13 protein-coding genes and 3 pseudogenes are annotated in these 14425 nt (G+C 58.1%); 7 read left to right on the top strand and 9 right to left on the bottom strand.

Features of this window, described 5'->3' with window-relative positions; genetic code table 11:
• Positions 1-61: 61 nt before the first annotated feature.
• Together AC0ZT5_RS24375 and AC0ZT5_RS24370 are read left to right on the top strand one after the other, a co-directional pair.
• Positions 62-355, top strand: a pseudogene (locus tag AC0ZT5_RS24375) (FAD/NAD(P)-binding protein); the annotation flags it as partial.
• 25 nt (positions 356-380) lie between these two features.
• A complete protein-coding gene (locus AC0ZT5_RS24370) occupies positions 381-1187 on the top strand; it encodes an FAD/NAD(P)-binding protein (RefSeq protein WP_488498544.1) in 807 nt (268 codons plus the stop codon).
• A 272-nt stretch (positions 1188-1459) separates the two neighbouring features.
• Here the strand turns inward: AC0ZT5_RS24370 and AC0ZT5_RS24365 are convergent, their stop codons facing one another.
• Together AC0ZT5_RS24365 and AC0ZT5_RS24360 are read right to left on the bottom strand one after the other, a co-directional pair.
• On the bottom strand, positions 1460-2032 hold the full coding sequence (locus AC0ZT5_RS24365; RefSeq protein WP_488498540.1) for a CYTH domain-containing protein: 573 nt from the start codon (positions 2030-2032) through the stop codon (positions 1460-1462).
• A gap of 487 nt (positions 2033-2519) precedes the next feature.
• Positions 2520-2767: pseudogene (locus AC0ZT5_RS24360) on the bottom strand (formyltransferase family protein); the annotation flags it as partial.
• Here AC0ZT5_RS24360 and purU point away from each other — a divergent pair.
• Positions 2768-2884 (top strand): annotated as a pseudogene (purU, locus tag AC0ZT5_RS24355) (formyltetrahydrofolate deformylase); the annotation flags it as partial.
• Here purU and AC0ZT5_RS24350 read toward each other — a convergent pair.
• From AC0ZT5_RS24350 to AC0ZT5_RS24330, 5 genes are all read right to left on the bottom strand, one after another.
• Complete coding sequence (locus AC0ZT5_RS24350) at positions 2884-4119, bottom strand: NAD(P)/FAD-dependent oxidoreductase (protein WP_488498506.1); 1236 nt, start codon at positions 4117-4119, stop codon at positions 2884-2886. The pseudogene purU and the gene AC0ZT5_RS24350 overlap by 1 nt on opposite strands.
• An 87-nt stretch (positions 4120-4206) precedes the next feature.
• On the bottom strand, positions 4207-4527 hold the full coding sequence (locus AC0ZT5_RS24345; RefSeq protein ID WP_488498505.1) for a Rieske 2Fe-2S domain-containing protein: 321 nt from the start codon (positions 4525-4527) through the stop codon (positions 4207-4209).
• A 114-nt stretch (positions 4528-4641) separates the two neighbouring features.
• Positions 4642-5652 (bottom strand): sterol desaturase family protein, encoded by a 1011-nt coding sequence (locus tag AC0ZT5_RS24340; RefSeq protein WP_488498504.1) that lies wholly within the window; start codon positions 5650-5652, stop codon positions 4642-4644.
• Positions 5653-5752: 100 nt separating this feature from the next.
• Positions 5753-6583, bottom strand: a complete 831-nt coding sequence (locus AC0ZT5_RS24335; protein ID WP_488498503.1) for a 3-methyl-2-oxobutanoate hydroxymethyltransferase — start codon at positions 6581-6583, stop codon at positions 5753-5755.
• Positions 6584-6789: 206 nt separating this feature from the next.
• Positions 6790-7746 (bottom strand): ribokinase, encoded by a 957-nt coding sequence (locus AC0ZT5_RS24330; protein WP_488498502.1) that lies wholly within the window; start codon positions 7744-7746, stop codon positions 6790-6792.
• A 213-nt stretch (positions 7747-7959) separates the two neighbouring features.
• On the opposite strand from AC0ZT5_RS24330, the gene AC0ZT5_RS24325 reads away from it, so the two are divergent.
• Positions 7960-8856: an AraC family transcriptional regulator gene (locus AC0ZT5_RS24325; RefSeq protein WP_488498501.1), complete on the top strand. Its 897-nt coding sequence runs from the start codon at positions 7960-7962 to the stop codon at positions 8854-8856.
• Here AC0ZT5_RS24325 and AC0ZT5_RS24320 read toward each other — a convergent pair.
• Both AC0ZT5_RS24320 and AC0ZT5_RS24315 read right to left on the bottom strand, forming a co-directional pair.
• A complete protein-coding gene (locus tag AC0ZT5_RS24320; RefSeq protein WP_488498500.1) occupies positions 8784-9158 on the bottom strand; it encodes a hypothetical protein in 375 nt (124 codons plus the stop codon). The two genes, AC0ZT5_RS24325 and AC0ZT5_RS24320, sit on opposite strands and share 73 nt — an antisense overlap.
• Before the next feature lie 127 nt (positions 9159-9285).
• The gene (locus AC0ZT5_RS24315; RefSeq protein ID WP_488498499.1) at positions 9286-10404 is read right to left on the bottom strand and encodes a hypothetical protein; all 1119 of its coding nucleotides are present in this window, start codon (positions 10402-10404) and stop codon (positions 9286-9288) included.
• 468 nt (positions 10405-10872) lie between these two features.
• On the opposite strand from AC0ZT5_RS24315, the gene AC0ZT5_RS24310 reads away from it, so the two are divergent.
• Genes AC0ZT5_RS24310 through AC0ZT5_RS24300 form a run of 3 tightly spaced genes read left to right on the top strand, consistent with a single transcriptional unit; the run spans position 10873 to position 14376 of the window.
• Complete coding sequence (locus AC0ZT5_RS24310) at positions 10873-11829, top strand: ABC transporter permease (RefSeq protein ID WP_488498498.1); 957 nt, start codon at positions 10873-10875, stop codon at positions 11827-11829.
• Positions 11826-12737 (top strand): ABC transporter permease, encoded by a 912-nt coding sequence (locus AC0ZT5_RS24305; RefSeq protein ID WP_488498497.1) that lies wholly within the window; start codon positions 11826-11828, stop codon positions 12735-12737. The genes AC0ZT5_RS24310 and AC0ZT5_RS24305 overlap by 4 nt, the downstream gene beginning before the upstream one ends.
• A complete protein-coding gene (locus tag AC0ZT5_RS24300) occupies positions 12724-14376 on the top strand; it encodes an ABC transporter ATP-binding protein (protein ID WP_488498496.1) in 1653 nt (550 codons plus the stop codon). Before AC0ZT5_RS24305 ends, AC0ZT5_RS24300 begins: the two co-directional genes overlap by 14 nt.
• The last annotated feature ends 49 nt before the right edge of the window (positions 14377-14425 follow it).

Below are 14425 nucleotides of genomic sequence, written 5' to 3'. Positions count from 1 at the left end.
GGGCGGCGGCTTCACTGGCGCGGCCGTCGCCTGGCACCTTGCCCGGCAACCGGCGCGCCCCATGATCAGCGTGATCGAGCCGCGCGCCTTGCTGGGCGGAGGGCTGGCCTATTCCAGCGAAGAGCCATCGCACCGGGTCAACGTGCCGGCGGCCCGGATGAGCCTGGCGCCGGACGGCCCGGAGCACTTCCTGCGCTGGCTGGGCTCCAGCGGCGAGGTCGAGCGCGATGCGGATGCCGTTTGGCGCAACGATGATATCTATCCGAGGCGACGTGTGTTCGGCCGCTATGTCGCCGAGCAGCTGGAACCCTTCGTCGCGGCCGGCGTGATCGACCATGTCCGGGCCAGGGCCACCGGGGTGACACGAGCCGCCAACGGTCGTGGCTGGGCCGTCCAGACGCCCGAGCGGCGGCTATCTGCTTGCCATGACGCATCCCTTGCCGGGCGTCATAACCGCGCTGGCGCCGATCGTGGACGCTGCCGGCTTCATCGCCGATCCCTATGCCGCCGGCGCGCTGGCCGCGATCGATCCGCGCGTATCGGTGTTGATCGTCGGTTCGGGCCTGACTTCTGCCGATACTGTGGCGGATCTCGATCGCCGCGGCCATCGCGGCCGCATCCGGGCGGTGTCGCGCCACGGCGATTTCGCTTCGACGCCGGCGAGCACCGCGCTCGGCCTGCTCCCAAACATCCGCTCGACCCTGGCGGCGGCGAAGGCCTTGGGTGTCAATTGGCAGTCGGTCTTCGACCAGTTGCGGCTGCAAGGGCCCTTGCTGTGGTCGGCTCTCGACCTTGGTGAACGAACGCTGCTGGTGCGGCGGCTGCGCGCCTTCTGGGACGTGCACCGTTTCAGGATAGCGCCGCAGGTCGAGAACGTGCTCGATCGTCGCCACGCCGAAGGTACGTTTGAGAACATAGCGGCAAGACCCGTGGGATCGAGCCACGAACGAGGCGTCCTCACCGTCAGCCTGCGACGGCGACGCGGGGCCGGTGGTGTTGATGACCGCATCAAAGCGTGGCCCCAAGCCGAAACCAGGCGGTCTGATCCGGATGGATCGCCATGGGCTCGGCATCGAAACCGGACTCGACGGCCACGCAATCGGGCCGGACGGCCAAGCGCTTGCCGGGCTGTTCATCGCCGGTCCGCTGGCGCGCGGCACGTTCGGGGAACTGACGGGTCTGCCTGAAGTTGCCCGCCATGCGCAGACCGTCGCGTCCGAAATCGGCAGCCAGCTTGGCGCCTTTGCGGCCACTAAAGCGGCTCGTTGAAAACCGACGGCGAATGCGGCCGCTAAAATTGGTATATCCGTCCAGCAAGGGCGTTGTCACGTTGTTTGAAATGTGGCCGCGGAAGGCCGATACCGCGCTTTTCAGGCGGCCGGCGCGGCGGCGGGGATCAAGTTTAGACAAACACCATTCACGCTCGCCACGAGATGACGTACCTACGCAGCGCATTGGATCAGTGTAGGTCCCCTGCGGAAAGCAGGTAGGCGTTCCCAGGTGTTTGATCGGTTGGCCAGAGGCAAGGGTCCTTTGAGGCTTGAACCTCGAACAAGGGGGGAGCTTTGGGCCAGCCCCAGCAAGCAGGTCTCGGATCTGCGGATCGTCGAGCATCGGTATCGCCAGCGACCGGTTCGCTCCTATTCCTCGCGTGTGAACGATACCGCCGCGCGTCATCGCCGGCCTTGACGGTTTGCATCCGTTCATTTCCCGATTGCCGAATGGGAAGCGAGAGGCGACGCTTGGACAGATCCTGTTCGAGAGTGTCGTAATAGATGGATCTCTGCTGAAGGACGTGGGCGAGGATCCGCACGGATTCGCGTTTTTGCCGGTACGTCCGGCAAGGCAAGCTTACCGGACATGATTGGGTGGCGACAGGTGCGGCGGTTCCTGGCCAGGATTGTCGTAACAAGCGCCGCCGTACGTCATCTTGGTCGCGATGATTCTCCGCCCTAAACTCTTCCGCGCCATCCTGCCCATCATCGCAAGATCCCAGAGATCGTGCCACGAAATTGCCCTTCGGACATGCCATGATGCCCATGATGGGCACAAGCACGTATGTGCGGCGCGCAACGCATCGACCCAACGGCCGCCGCTCTTGATGATATGGATGATGCCGATGACGCGGTGGTCGTCCACCCGCGGCTTGCCGCGCCTGTCGGTGGGCAGATGCGGCTTCAGCTTCGCAAATTGCGCACCCGTCAGCAGAAATAGTCGCGATTCATCGATGACCTCCATCTGGAGACCGTGAAGCACGATAGCCGAGCGCTTTATGGGTCCGGGCCTAATCCGACACTATTCGTTGTCACCGGCGGATCGGCTGGATCATTGCCTCGGGAATTGAGGGGCCCGGCAGCAGTGTTACACTAGAATGCACGGATCGACGAGTCACCGCGGGATCGTCGAGCGCTCTTAGCAGCTTGCTCGTAGATTCACGACTGCTGACAACCCCCTGCCGAGGTCAAAATGCGTTCCAAAATCGAGGATTGTAGTCAACGAAAGATTTGGGGGTAACCAAATCAGCCCATTCGCTCGGCTTATGTGAGCCAGGACTTGCCGGAAAGGCGATCGTCTTTTTGCCGTTCACGAAGACACGATGATGAATATGCGCATGAATTGCACGTGCCAGGACCTGGCTCTCCACGTCGCGTCCGATTGACACGTAGTCCGACGCAGATTGGCCGTGCGTAATACGCGCCACGTCCTGCTCAATAATTGGCCCTTCGTCGAGGTCTTCCGTGACGTAGTGCGCCGTCGCGCTGATAAGCGCTGGCGGATCGGAGCTCTTCCAATCGAGATAGTGGGCGTCGTCTCGAACTATTTCGACTACCAAAAGCTCGTGGTGAACCACGACCTTCCATTTTATCACATCACTCGTTCGAATTAGCTGACAAGAAGTGACTTGAGGTTCATCGTGGGGTCGGCCAGTGCTGCAGGCGAAAGCTTGAGGCGCCTCGCGATCAAGGTCTCGGAGAAGCGGATCTCCTTTGCGATGACGCCAAGTGAACCAAAGCCACACGCCGCAACAAGTTTGCTGTCGTGGTCCAGGTAGAAGAGGACCGTGCCCTTTGGACCAAGATCTCGGTGCACGGCAGGGTGATCAGGGCAGATGCCCGCGATCTGAAGCGTCTCTTCATATTGATCCGACCAAAACCACGGAATGTCGTCGTGAATTTGGTGTGCTCCCAGCATGTTGGCAGCCGCAGTCATCGCCTGACGCCGGGCGTTCCGCCACGCCTCCAGTCGCAGCCGCCTTTCATAAAGGGGGTGTGGAAACGAGCAGCAGTCCCCGGCAGCAAAAATGTTGGGATCGCTGGTCGCTAGTGTCCCATCGACAACGATGCCGTTGTCGACGGACAGACCAGCTGCCTCTGCTAGCTTCACGTTGGGCACGGCGCCGATCCCAACGACGACCATGTCGGCGTAAAAGACTCTCGCGTCTTCAAGAGTGATCAGTGTCTGCTCAGCGCGCTCTTCTATCCTGGTGATGGACGCAGATGTAACGATCTGAACGCCGGCTCCCTCGTGCCTACCCTGGATCAAGCGGGCCAAGACTTCAGGCACCGCCCTGGTCAACAGACGCGGTCCGGCCTCAAGCACGACACACGATGCCCCGCGAGAAACCGCACTCGCGGCGACCTCCAGTCCGATAAAGCCCCCGCCAATGACAACGATTTTAGAGCCTGGCACAATGGCCCCCCTCAAGCGAACTGCGTCGTCGTGCGTCCGAAGGGTGAGAACATTCTGCGCGCTGCCGTATCTCGGTGGGAGTGTACGGGGAGCGGCCCCAGTCGCAAGGAGGAGCCGTTCGTAAGGCACGTTCGCCCCATCGGAGATTTTCACCGTATGATGCGAGCGGTTGATCGATAAAGCCGATCGACCGAAGAACGTCGTTACGCGAAGTTCCCTCAGGCGATCGGAGGTCAGTATGTGCTGCGGGCCTGGCGGCGGTTCTTCCATCAGAAACGCCTTGGAAAGGGGAGGTCGCTCATATGGCAAAGAATCTTCCGAGCCAATCAGGATCAACGGTCCCGTCCAGCCACCTTCGCGCAAAGCGGTGACCGCGGCTGCTCCAGCCTCGCCGGTGCCAACGACGACCATGCCTCGTTCGCTTTCCATTTGTCCCTCCTGAGAAGTTCGCGTGTGTTGCCGCGATAAAAAAGGCGAAATAATCTCTGGCAGTGCCGGTCGCGACCAACTTCTCGCTCACACCCTGATGTAGACGGCGTCAGCTTCAACCTTCACTTGATAGCTTTTGAGGTCGATACAGGCAGGCAGGGCGCGTGACTCTCCAGATCGATAATCGAACGTGCCGAAGTGCTTGGGACACTCGATGATGTTACCGTCGACTATACCATCGGCGAGATGCACCTTTTCGTGCGAGCAGTGGCCATCCATCGCGAAGAACTTGCCGTCGGGTGACCGCACGACAACAAACGTTCGGGTGCCGACATCGACCCTCAGGATTTCCTCGGGTTGGAGTGCGTCGACGGTGCACGCGACTACCCAGTTTTCTCCACTTGTCATAAGAGCTCCTTGAACATGGGTCGGTTCGAATACTCGCCGACATTGCTACAGATCGGCCCCGCCACAGGGCCGAGATTTTGGTGTTGCATCGCTGGAAATTACGGTGCGCCTTGATCAGGCAGAGCCACCGCGGCTGTATTTCTTCGCCTTGATCCGTCTGGCCATCACCTCGTCGGACTCTGGCGAGCCGTCGTGGAAGGTGCCGAACCATTCATCGAGCGGGATGCGCTTTTCTCCGTAGTTCACTTCGAAATACTTGTGGTGGAGATAGTGATAGTAGTTGTCGGTGTCGATCATGTGGTCTCCATCTACGACCATCTTGTCGAATCCCACATGCGACTTGGCTGGAGAAAGTCCTGCATGCATGAGTTGGAACATCGAATGAAGCGGATGTGACGGTACGACGAAATGTATCACGACGCCCGTGAAGTACAGGAGGTGCTCGACGGGATGCATGGAAAGACCCGACCACGGCCCCGGGTTGACATTATTGTGGTGAAGTTTGTGAACCCAGTGGTACAAAGGGCCCACATGTATCAGCCGGTGAATTAGGTAGAAGTGCAGTTCGCGCCAGGCGGGCACGAGGATGAGCAGTGCTACGAAGTAGACAGGGTGCTCGGCGAAGGCGACATACGGGAGATACCCGTTGGCATAGAGCCACCATGTGACGGCCTCGACCGCTGTCCAAATTGGAACCGCACTGCACATCGTCCAGAAGATGTTCTCCGCGTTCTGATTGCCGAACATGAAGGTCGGGTTATCGCTGTCGGGCCACTTCGCATTATACTTGAATTTCGTCTGCTGGCGTCGCATGACATAGAGAATGAGGTGAAAGCCTCCATAGAGAGCAACCGTCAAAGCAGCGTTTCGGGCAAGGATCAGTGATACCCATCGCGCATGAAACTCCCGCATGGTCTCGAGCGAAGGAGTAAGATAAAGCCACACGATCAATGAAGCTGCGAAATAGCCGGCATTCCAAGGCCAGAGGTAACCGGGGTATCCCAGAAACCAACGCAGGAACTTCAACGGCTGAGCTGGCCAAACAAAGATAGGGGAGCGTTGTAGCTTCTTATTCGGCGTCCAGTTCCCGCGCTTATCGCGCTTTCCGTACAGGGTGTCGTCCATTTCCTTTTCTCCAGTAAATCGGCATTCTGAACCGGTCATTGGCGCCGGATTTTACCGTAGAGGGCGATCAGAGCTCTCGATGTTACGGACCGGTGAGCTCTCAAACGCCTTTTGCGTCGAGCGCAGAGACGAAAGCTTCGAATTCCATGTCGCTGATCTTCGACACTTCCCGGTCACCGGGAAATGCCCTCATACCGACGTCATCACGAAACGCCCGCAGCGCGCGGACGCGCTCTTCCTGCACACGCTTCTTCAGTTCATGCAGATTGCCGTAGGCTTTGGCGTGACGAGGCAGGCGCTCGGCCTCACCACATATGTCTTCCGTAAAAAGGAAGAGCGCGTCGGCATCGGGACCCGAACCGAGTGACACGGTCACAAGACCGGTACGTCGCCGTATCTCTGACATCACTTTGGCAGGAATGACTTCGCATTCGACTGCGAAGGCGCCAGCATCCTCAAGTCGCCGGAATCGCTGATACAGTTGGACGGCTTCGTCCGTGGTTTTTCCGACTGCGCGGAGCTTTCCCACCCAGGTGGATTTTCTTGGTACCAGTCCGAGGTGCCCCATCACCGGGATGTCTTCAGCAGCCAGAGCGCCCACCGTGGACAGCCCCCTGGCAGTTATCACGGCGTCCGCTCCATCGGTGAGCGCCTTGAACGCGGAGCGCAGAATTTCGTCGGGCGTCACTGCCTCGGCAAACCCAAGGGCAGCCGTTGTGAAGATCCTGCGCGATCCTCTTCTAACCGTTTCTACGTTGCGGGCGCGGGCGACAACCATCTCTATGCCCGCTTCTTCGGCTGCCGCGGCTTCCTCTTCCGTGTTGGCAGTGACCTGCGTGTAGCGTTTGCCAAGCGACCGGGCGGCTCGGAGATCCGCAACGGTGACCGTACGTTCGGCCTCTTTGGCACTCCAGTCGAATATACGTTGCATGCTGGTTTTCCTTCCCGTGAACTCACGGAGCCGTTTGGGCGATCTTGACCTCGGCCGCACAACACGTGTGCGACCGAGGAAACCTTGGGAGGCATGGTAGCTAGTTCAAGCGGTGGGTATATTCGATGGCTTTGCATCGCTCATAACAGGAGCACCGCCCACCGCATCGATCGGATCTGGACCAGACACTGGGCTTCCCGGCCTAGCTACGCTGGCACATGTTCAGCGCTCTGGGAGAAGTTCAGTGAACGGTACATCTCATCGACCTCATCTCGTCTTGCCATGCCTGGAATTACCCCAAGCTTGGTGCACACCAGAGCGCCACAGGCGATGCCGAGCTGTGCTGCCTCTACGACGCCACGCCCCTCGGCTAGTCCCACAGCAAAGCCGGAGTTGAACGCATCGCCGGCGCCTGTAGTATCGACGACATCGATCTTGGCTGCGGGAATTTGCACATCGATCGAATCCGTGACGATTAGAGCTCCCTTTTCGCCAAGCGTGACGACCACATTTCGCGCGCCGCGCGATCGAAGAATATCGACCAGTTCGCGAGAGGGGCGAGGATCGTCGGCTTTGAGCCCGAGAAGGATTCTCAGTTCGCTTTCATTAGGGGTGAGATAATCCACGTACTGGAATATCTCATCCGGGAGCGGCGTCGCGGGCGCGGGGTTCAGGATGGTAATCTTGCCGTGTTTGCGGCCTAGTATCATCGCTCGAATTGCCGCGGATACAGGCGCCTCTAGCACCGCCATTACAACGTCGCTGTCCTGGATGCAGCTCTCGGCATCATCCACGAAAGTGGCGTCCATGAGGTTTGTGGCGCCGTGGTCAATGATGATGAAGTTTTCGCCTTTCTCGTTGAGAATGATGAAACCAACTCCGGTCGGGCTATCTGCCACTTGCCGCACATGAGCGCTTCGGACGCCTTCGACTTTGTAGAGGTCGGTAGCGATCTCGCCGAACTTGTCCTGCCCAATCATTGCGACCAGTGCGGAGTCGGCTCCCAGACGCGCAGTACCGACGGCCTGGTTAGAACCCTTGCCGCCCGGTCCCATGTCGAAGCTGCTGCCAAATAGGGTGACGCCGAAAACAGGGATTTCGGGAGTCCGAATGGTCAGGCCGACTGCGAAACTGCCCACGACCGTGATTTTAGGTTTAGCCATAGATCCCTCCCTCGGTAGCAAACGGGGCAGCCGCGTCGAAGCCGTGTCGTCTTTCGGATCCATGGCGAATGAGGCGCCGGGGACTGCGGACACAAAGTACCTTCATTTTTCTCCTCCCAGTGCCTAGGATCACCCTACGCATACAAAACGCGCATCCTCCGGAGCGACCCGAAGGCACGCCGTCAATTCACTAAAGCACCATAAGCTGGTCAGATGGCGCTGAAAATGGACAAATGTCGCGCCGACATGTATGAAACGCGCATGACAAATATACCGCAGCGCACTCTGTTTCCGGAGAGTCACTACTACGTCCCGGAGGATGGCTGGACTCAACACGCTTACACCGTGGTACGAGCCGGCAAGGCCGTTACGTCGGTCGATCATTTTATTCAGCGTGACGCTTATCCGGGTCAAGATGTCATGGTCTGTCTTTCAGGTCGCGGTTTTGTCTCGACCGAGGGTCGGACATTGAATGTCGAACGCAATCAATTGGTCTGGATTGCAAATGAACTGCCCCACGCCCATTGGCCGGATAAGACCGATCCTTGGACCGTGCTGTTTATGAGGCTCGACGGACCAAGTTGCACCGCGATTCGCAAGAAGGTCTTTGGTTCGGGACCTACAATCGTTTCTCTAGCTTCACTGGAGGAAATCGAAGCTTGGTTCGGGTCACTGTTTGAAGCCCTGCGTGCTCGACGGGACGATATCGATCTCGCACTCAACCGCTTCGTTGGGGAGCTGGTTCACAGCATCGCAATGCCACGGACAACTTTCGGTAAAACCAGGCTTCCTGCCGCCTTGGTCGAAATTGTCGGCAAGATGCGCAAGGAACCCCAACGATCCTGGCATGCGGAAGAATTATCCGCGGTGTCCGGGCTCAGTCCTGCTCAAACTCGACGCCTGTTCCAAAAATATCTGCAGATAAGTCCCCGGCGATGGCTCACCAAGGAGCGCATCATGATGGCGCAAAAGATGCTCCTCGAGACTGATCTGACCGTTGGCGACATCGCCGATCAATGCGGTTTTTTTGACGCCTATCACTTTAGCCGCGAATTCAAGCGGAGCATTGGTACAAGTCCGCGTAATTGGCGACGAGGTGAGGGGCGTTGAATTCGCAAAACCGCCACACCTATGCAAGCTCGCGCTGAGGTCTCCTCGGAACATGGCCGGTCAACAGTCGCATATGTCCCCAATGCGGTACAGCCTCCCGCCCGCCTGCCCGAACCGACGCGCAAGCTAAACGTCGCCGCTGATGGCCTCCCCAGCTTCGTTGACGCTGAAGCATACCAGCGAGATTTGTAGATTGCTAAGGAAGCGCGCGTGTTCAGCACGATGCGATGCGCGCGATAGGTTCCGGCCAGGATGTTGTGCACCTGTTCGATAACCAGAACCTGCACACCGGTTGCTTCCATGATCCGCAATGCGTCCTGTTCCACTGAACTTGATGCCGCTAATGCGCATAGTGACGCCATTTCGATTGATGCACAGATTGAAGCTTAGACCAATACCTTATGAACACATTTAGCGAGCAGAATTCGCCTAATACTTTTCAAACCCGACCATTTTCATGGCCCAGCGGCTGACGCCGCCTTTGTCGTTGCGATGGATAAACATCTTTCTGATCGACGTCTCGAGGTTTCTGCGCTCGATCGTGGACAAGAAGGCAATGTCGAGCTGGCGCGTCTGCTTGAACCTCTCGACTACCGCAGCGGTCGGGTTACAGGACGGCAATCTTGAGGCAGTTGGGTCCACGACATGCAGATCCTCGATGATGTAAAAGCCGCCTGGCTCTACGATAGGAAAAAGCTTTGCTAGAGCAAGCTGCTGATGGTAAGCGGCGTGCGAGGCATCGTCGATGATGATCCTTACGGGCGGCAGTGAGCCCGCAAAGCGTTCCAGGGCCGCCGGATCGCCCATGTCCAGCGGCTCGAAACGAAAGCGGTCTATATTGAAGGCACTGAAATCTGAAATGTCGCAGCCGATGATGTTGGCATTTGGAAAAAACTCCAACCACATCTTGATCGACGGCATGTCTTCGACCTTGCGAGTGAGCAGTTCTTCGCGATCGGTACAGCCGCGCTGCAGTCCAATCTCGACCATCGTGAAAGGTTCGCGGCGGAATTCCTCGAACAGAAACGAGTAATAGCTGGTGTAGCCATGAGCGTGGTAGACCTCATCGCCCTTGTCAGTTCCGAGCGCATTGGCCAGTTTCGTCAAATTTGGAACGCTCATTGTAAAATCACCTTTTTTGCACCAGCGCCACACGGAACAAATATTTTCGGCTAGCACTGTCGTTACGAAAATTCGACGGAGCCAGCCATAGCGCTGGCCCCTTACTAAGGCGATGCGTTCAAGAGGCGTGCCAAACGCCCAGTGCTGATTTGTCTTGGCTATCCCGTATGTGGCATGTGTCGCGCGCCATACAGAATGTCGTAACTCCGACATTGGATCGCAGGCGTTCCATATGGATGCCGTACCTTTTAAGCCTGCTGCCGATCTGGCGCCTGACGAGAGGCCATGTCGAGGAGGAAGGTTGGAGGAAATAATATGCGCGGCGGCTCGATCGAAAGCGCAGTCCCCGACGTGGCCGTCGCTCCCGTGCGGGTCTCGCCATCCTCTGCCGTCATGACGTTGACGCGGCCGCTTGAAGCGCTTCATGGTCCTTTCCCGTTGGGTCGGCTGGTGCGAATTTTCCGGTTGATTATTTGATGCCTCTGTGGACTGGTGTTCGACACCGAGCATGAGTTCGCGCCTGCCAGCGCTAGAGGACTGGAGCTGTCGGTGATCATGACCCGGCGTCTGTACTTGAGCCTTCAGTAACTTGCACATCAGACGCTTTGCCGCCTTGGCATTTCGGCGGCTTTACACCAGCACTTCGAGTACGAAGCCGTCCTGATCGACGGCACGCCACAGCCGCTGCTGCCTGCCATTGATGGCCAAGCTGCGGCACCTCAGAGGGTTGTCGCCGCGCTCAGGCCATGCGGAAAATCCTTCTTCTGAGGCTGCGGACGGAGGTTCATCCGGATTTTTTGTTTTGTAGACCCTGCGCTGGTTGACGAAGGTACGTTTGTTTTATTAAGCTGTCTACGCAAAAACATTTGTGCCATAATTGTTAGCGAGTGAACATTGGGGAACATTCCAAAGCTGATCATCAAGCGCCTCGCGCTGGGGATTTTTGTCCTATGGGTGGTGTCGCTTTTTATCTTCCTCGGGGTGTCCCTGCTCCCGGGAGATGTGGCGACCGAAATCCTAGGCCAGTCCGCCCTCCCTGAAACGGTCGCGGCCTTTCGACACGAACTGGGGCTCGATCTGCCCCTCCACATCAGATATGTGCACTGGCTAGGTGGATTGCTGACCGGGGATCTCGGCCACTCCCTCGCAAACGGGCGTGCCGTCTCGCAATTGATAGGCGAGCGGCTGGGCAATACCTTGTTCCTGGCAGGCGTTGCGGCTTGCTTCTCGGTACCGGTGTCCGTGCTCTTGGGGTTGCTCACTGCGCTTTATCGCGGGTCGCTCTTCGACAGGTTCACGAACGCGGTCACACTCACCTGGATCTCATTTCCCGAGTTCTTCGTCGCCTACATCCTGATCATGTTCTTCTCCGTCCAAGCAGGCTGGTTTCCCAGCTTGTCGACGATCAGAGACAGCGACAGCTTTACCCATTCCCTCTACTTAGTGACGTTGCCGGCATTGACGCTCACTCTGGTCGTCACCGCGCATATGATGCGCATGACGCGGGCGGCAATTATCAGCGTTCTGGGTAGCCCATTTATAGAGATGGCAAAGCTGAAGGGCATTGGCCAGCGGCGGGTCATCGTGTGGCATGCACTGCCCAATGCCCTGGCGCCGATCATCAACGTCGTGGTGATCGATTTGGCCTACCTCATTGTAGGCGTTGTCGTGGTCGAAGTTGTCTTCGTCTATCCGGGACTCGGGCAACTTATGATCGACTCCGTTCAGCGCCGCGATATTACGGTCGTTCAAGCCTGCAGCCTAATATTTGCAGCTACTTACGTTTTGCTGAACATGTTCGCCGACGTGTTGGCGATTGTCACCAATCCAAGGCTTATGTACCCCAAATGAGTACTCCCGCTGATCTTTCCCCGTCGCCGAACACAGCCCCGGCCGGCCGGCCTCATCACCCGGATTCCCGCCGCTTTGGGGCATTGCTCGACGGCCTTCACCGGGCGCCTCTAAGCGCTTGGTTCGGTCTTGTCATCGTGGCCATCTACGTCGCGGTTGCGCTATTTGCGTCCTTGATCGCCCCGTACGGGGAAGGGCAGGTGGTCGGCTCGCAGTTCGATCCGTGGACCGCCCAGCATCTATTGGGCACCGACAATCTGGGTCGGGACACGCTGTCGCGATTAATATACGGCGCACGAAACACCGTCGGCATCGCGTTTCTAACGACATCGCTTGCCTTTCTTATTGGCGGCAGCGCAGGGCTTGTTGCGGCTGTCGTCGGTGGTTGGGTCGACCAGGCCCTAGCACGACTGATAGATATCCTGATGGCAGTCCCGCAGTTGATTTTCGCCTTGCTGCTGCTTACAATTTTTGGTGCGTCGGTCACTTCGTTGGTTTCGATTATTGCCGTGCTCGACGCGACGCGCGTCTTTCGCCTGGCGCGCGCGGCGGGAATGAACATCGCGGTGATGGATTATGTGGAGGTGGCGCGCCTGCGGGGTGAGGGGCTGATCTGGATACTCTCGCGAGAGGTGTTGCCGAACATTTTGCCTCCGCTCGTAGCCGAGTTCGGTTTGCGTTTTTGCTTCGTTTTTCTCCTGATCAGCTCCCTTTCGTTTTTGGGCATCGGCCTGCAACCGCCCACAGCGGACTGGGGCTCTATGGTGAGGGACAACGCAATTCTTATCACCTACGGTGATATCACCCCACTGTTGCCCGCCGCCGCCATTGCCCTTCTGACGGTCGGGGTAAATTTTCTGGTGGATTGGTTCCTGCACGAATCGAGCGGTTTAGATGACGAAACTTGATAGCATCCGTGGCACCAAAGGTGATGTCATACTGGATGTGAGAGGCCTTCGAATCGGTGCCAAAAGCAAAGCCGGTTGGACCCAAATCGTCAAAGGGATTGATCTCACGCTGCGACGCGGTGAGATACTTGGTCTTATCGGCGAATCCGGCGCCGGCAAGTCGACGATAGGGCTAGCCGCCCTTGGGTATGTTAAACCTGGTTGCCGGATCACGGATGGGACCATCCTTTTCGCTGGAGGAGATTTAAGCGAGCTTTCCGAGGCAGAGTTGCGGCGTCTCCGAGGCGTTAGGATCGCTTACGTCGCTCAGTCGGCGGCAGCTGCCTTCAATCCAGCGCATAGGCTTATCGATCAATACAGCGAAGTTGCCGTCGTTCACGGTGTTAGCGATGCTGCGTCCGCCCGAGCTCAGGCGGTCGAGCTTTATCGAAAGCTGCATCTGCCTGATCCGGACACTTTCGGCGAGCGCTTCCCGCACCAGGTCTCCGGTGGCCAGTTGCAAAGGGCGATGGTGGCGATGGCGTTGGCGTGCAAGCCGGATATCATCGTCTTCGACGAGCCAACGACCGCTCTTGATGTGACCACTCAAATCGAGGTGCTGGCAGCGATCAAGGATGTTGTCCGCGACTTCCACACCGCGGCGATCTATATCACCCATGATCTGGCGGTTGTCGCCCAGCTCGCCGATCGCATCATGGTGCTCCGGCACGGCGAGCTGGTAGAAGAAGGCAAGACCCGGCAGATCTTGGAGCAGCCTTCGGCCGACTATACGCGCCAGCTACTGAGGCGAGATCCTCCAAAAGGCGATACAACGACCGCAAGTCGAAAGATCCTGACCGTCTCCTCCGTGGATGCCGCTTACGGTTCGATAAGGGTACTCCACGACGTCAGCCTCTCCGTAGGGGATGGCACCACGGTAGCGGTGGTGGGCGAATCAGGCTCTGGGAAATCAACGCTCGCGCGCGTCGTTACCGGCCTGCTGCCTTGCAGCAACGGTACCCTTTTGTTCGATGGCAACGCGATTGATTCCTCGCTCAAACGGCGAAGCTTGGATTTACGGCGGCGCATCCAGCTCGTTCATCAAATGCCCGACACATCGCTGAATCCGCGCCACCGCGTGCGGGAGGTACTTGGGCGGCCATTGACCTTTTATCACGGGCTCACAGGCCGGCTTCGCACGGCACGCATGATTCAGCTGCTTGAGCAGATCGAGCTCGATGCCACTTTTCTGGATCGCTTTCCCGAAGAGCTCTCAGGCGGCCAGAAACAGCGTCTGTGCATCGCGCGTGCGTTAGCCGCGAAACCCGATCTGATTATTTGTGACGAGGTAACATCAGCCCTCGATCAATCGGTGGCGCAGGGCATCCTTAGGCTGCTGATGGAGCTACAGAAGAATCTGCGGGTTTCATATCTGTTCATCACGCACGACTTGCAGACCGTTAGAGCTATCGCAGACGAAGTCGTTGTGATGAATCAAGGACGCGTCGTTGAGCAGGGCCCGAAGGACGAGTTCTTCGCCCCTCCACATCATCCTTACACGCAGCTCCTTCTGACCTCTGTTCCGGAGATGAACCCGGACTGGTTGGACTCGATCCGAGAAACTCGTGCAGCGCTAGCTACAGTGGTCGGCGCAGCTTAATGGGATTTCGACCGCGCCTCAAGTTCTGATGGTGTCGTCCCTTTGCGGC

It is taken from the genome of Mesorhizobium sp. CNPSo 4670 (assembly GCF_057784235.1).
This window is presented reverse-complemented; position numbering and strand designations above follow the sequence as displayed.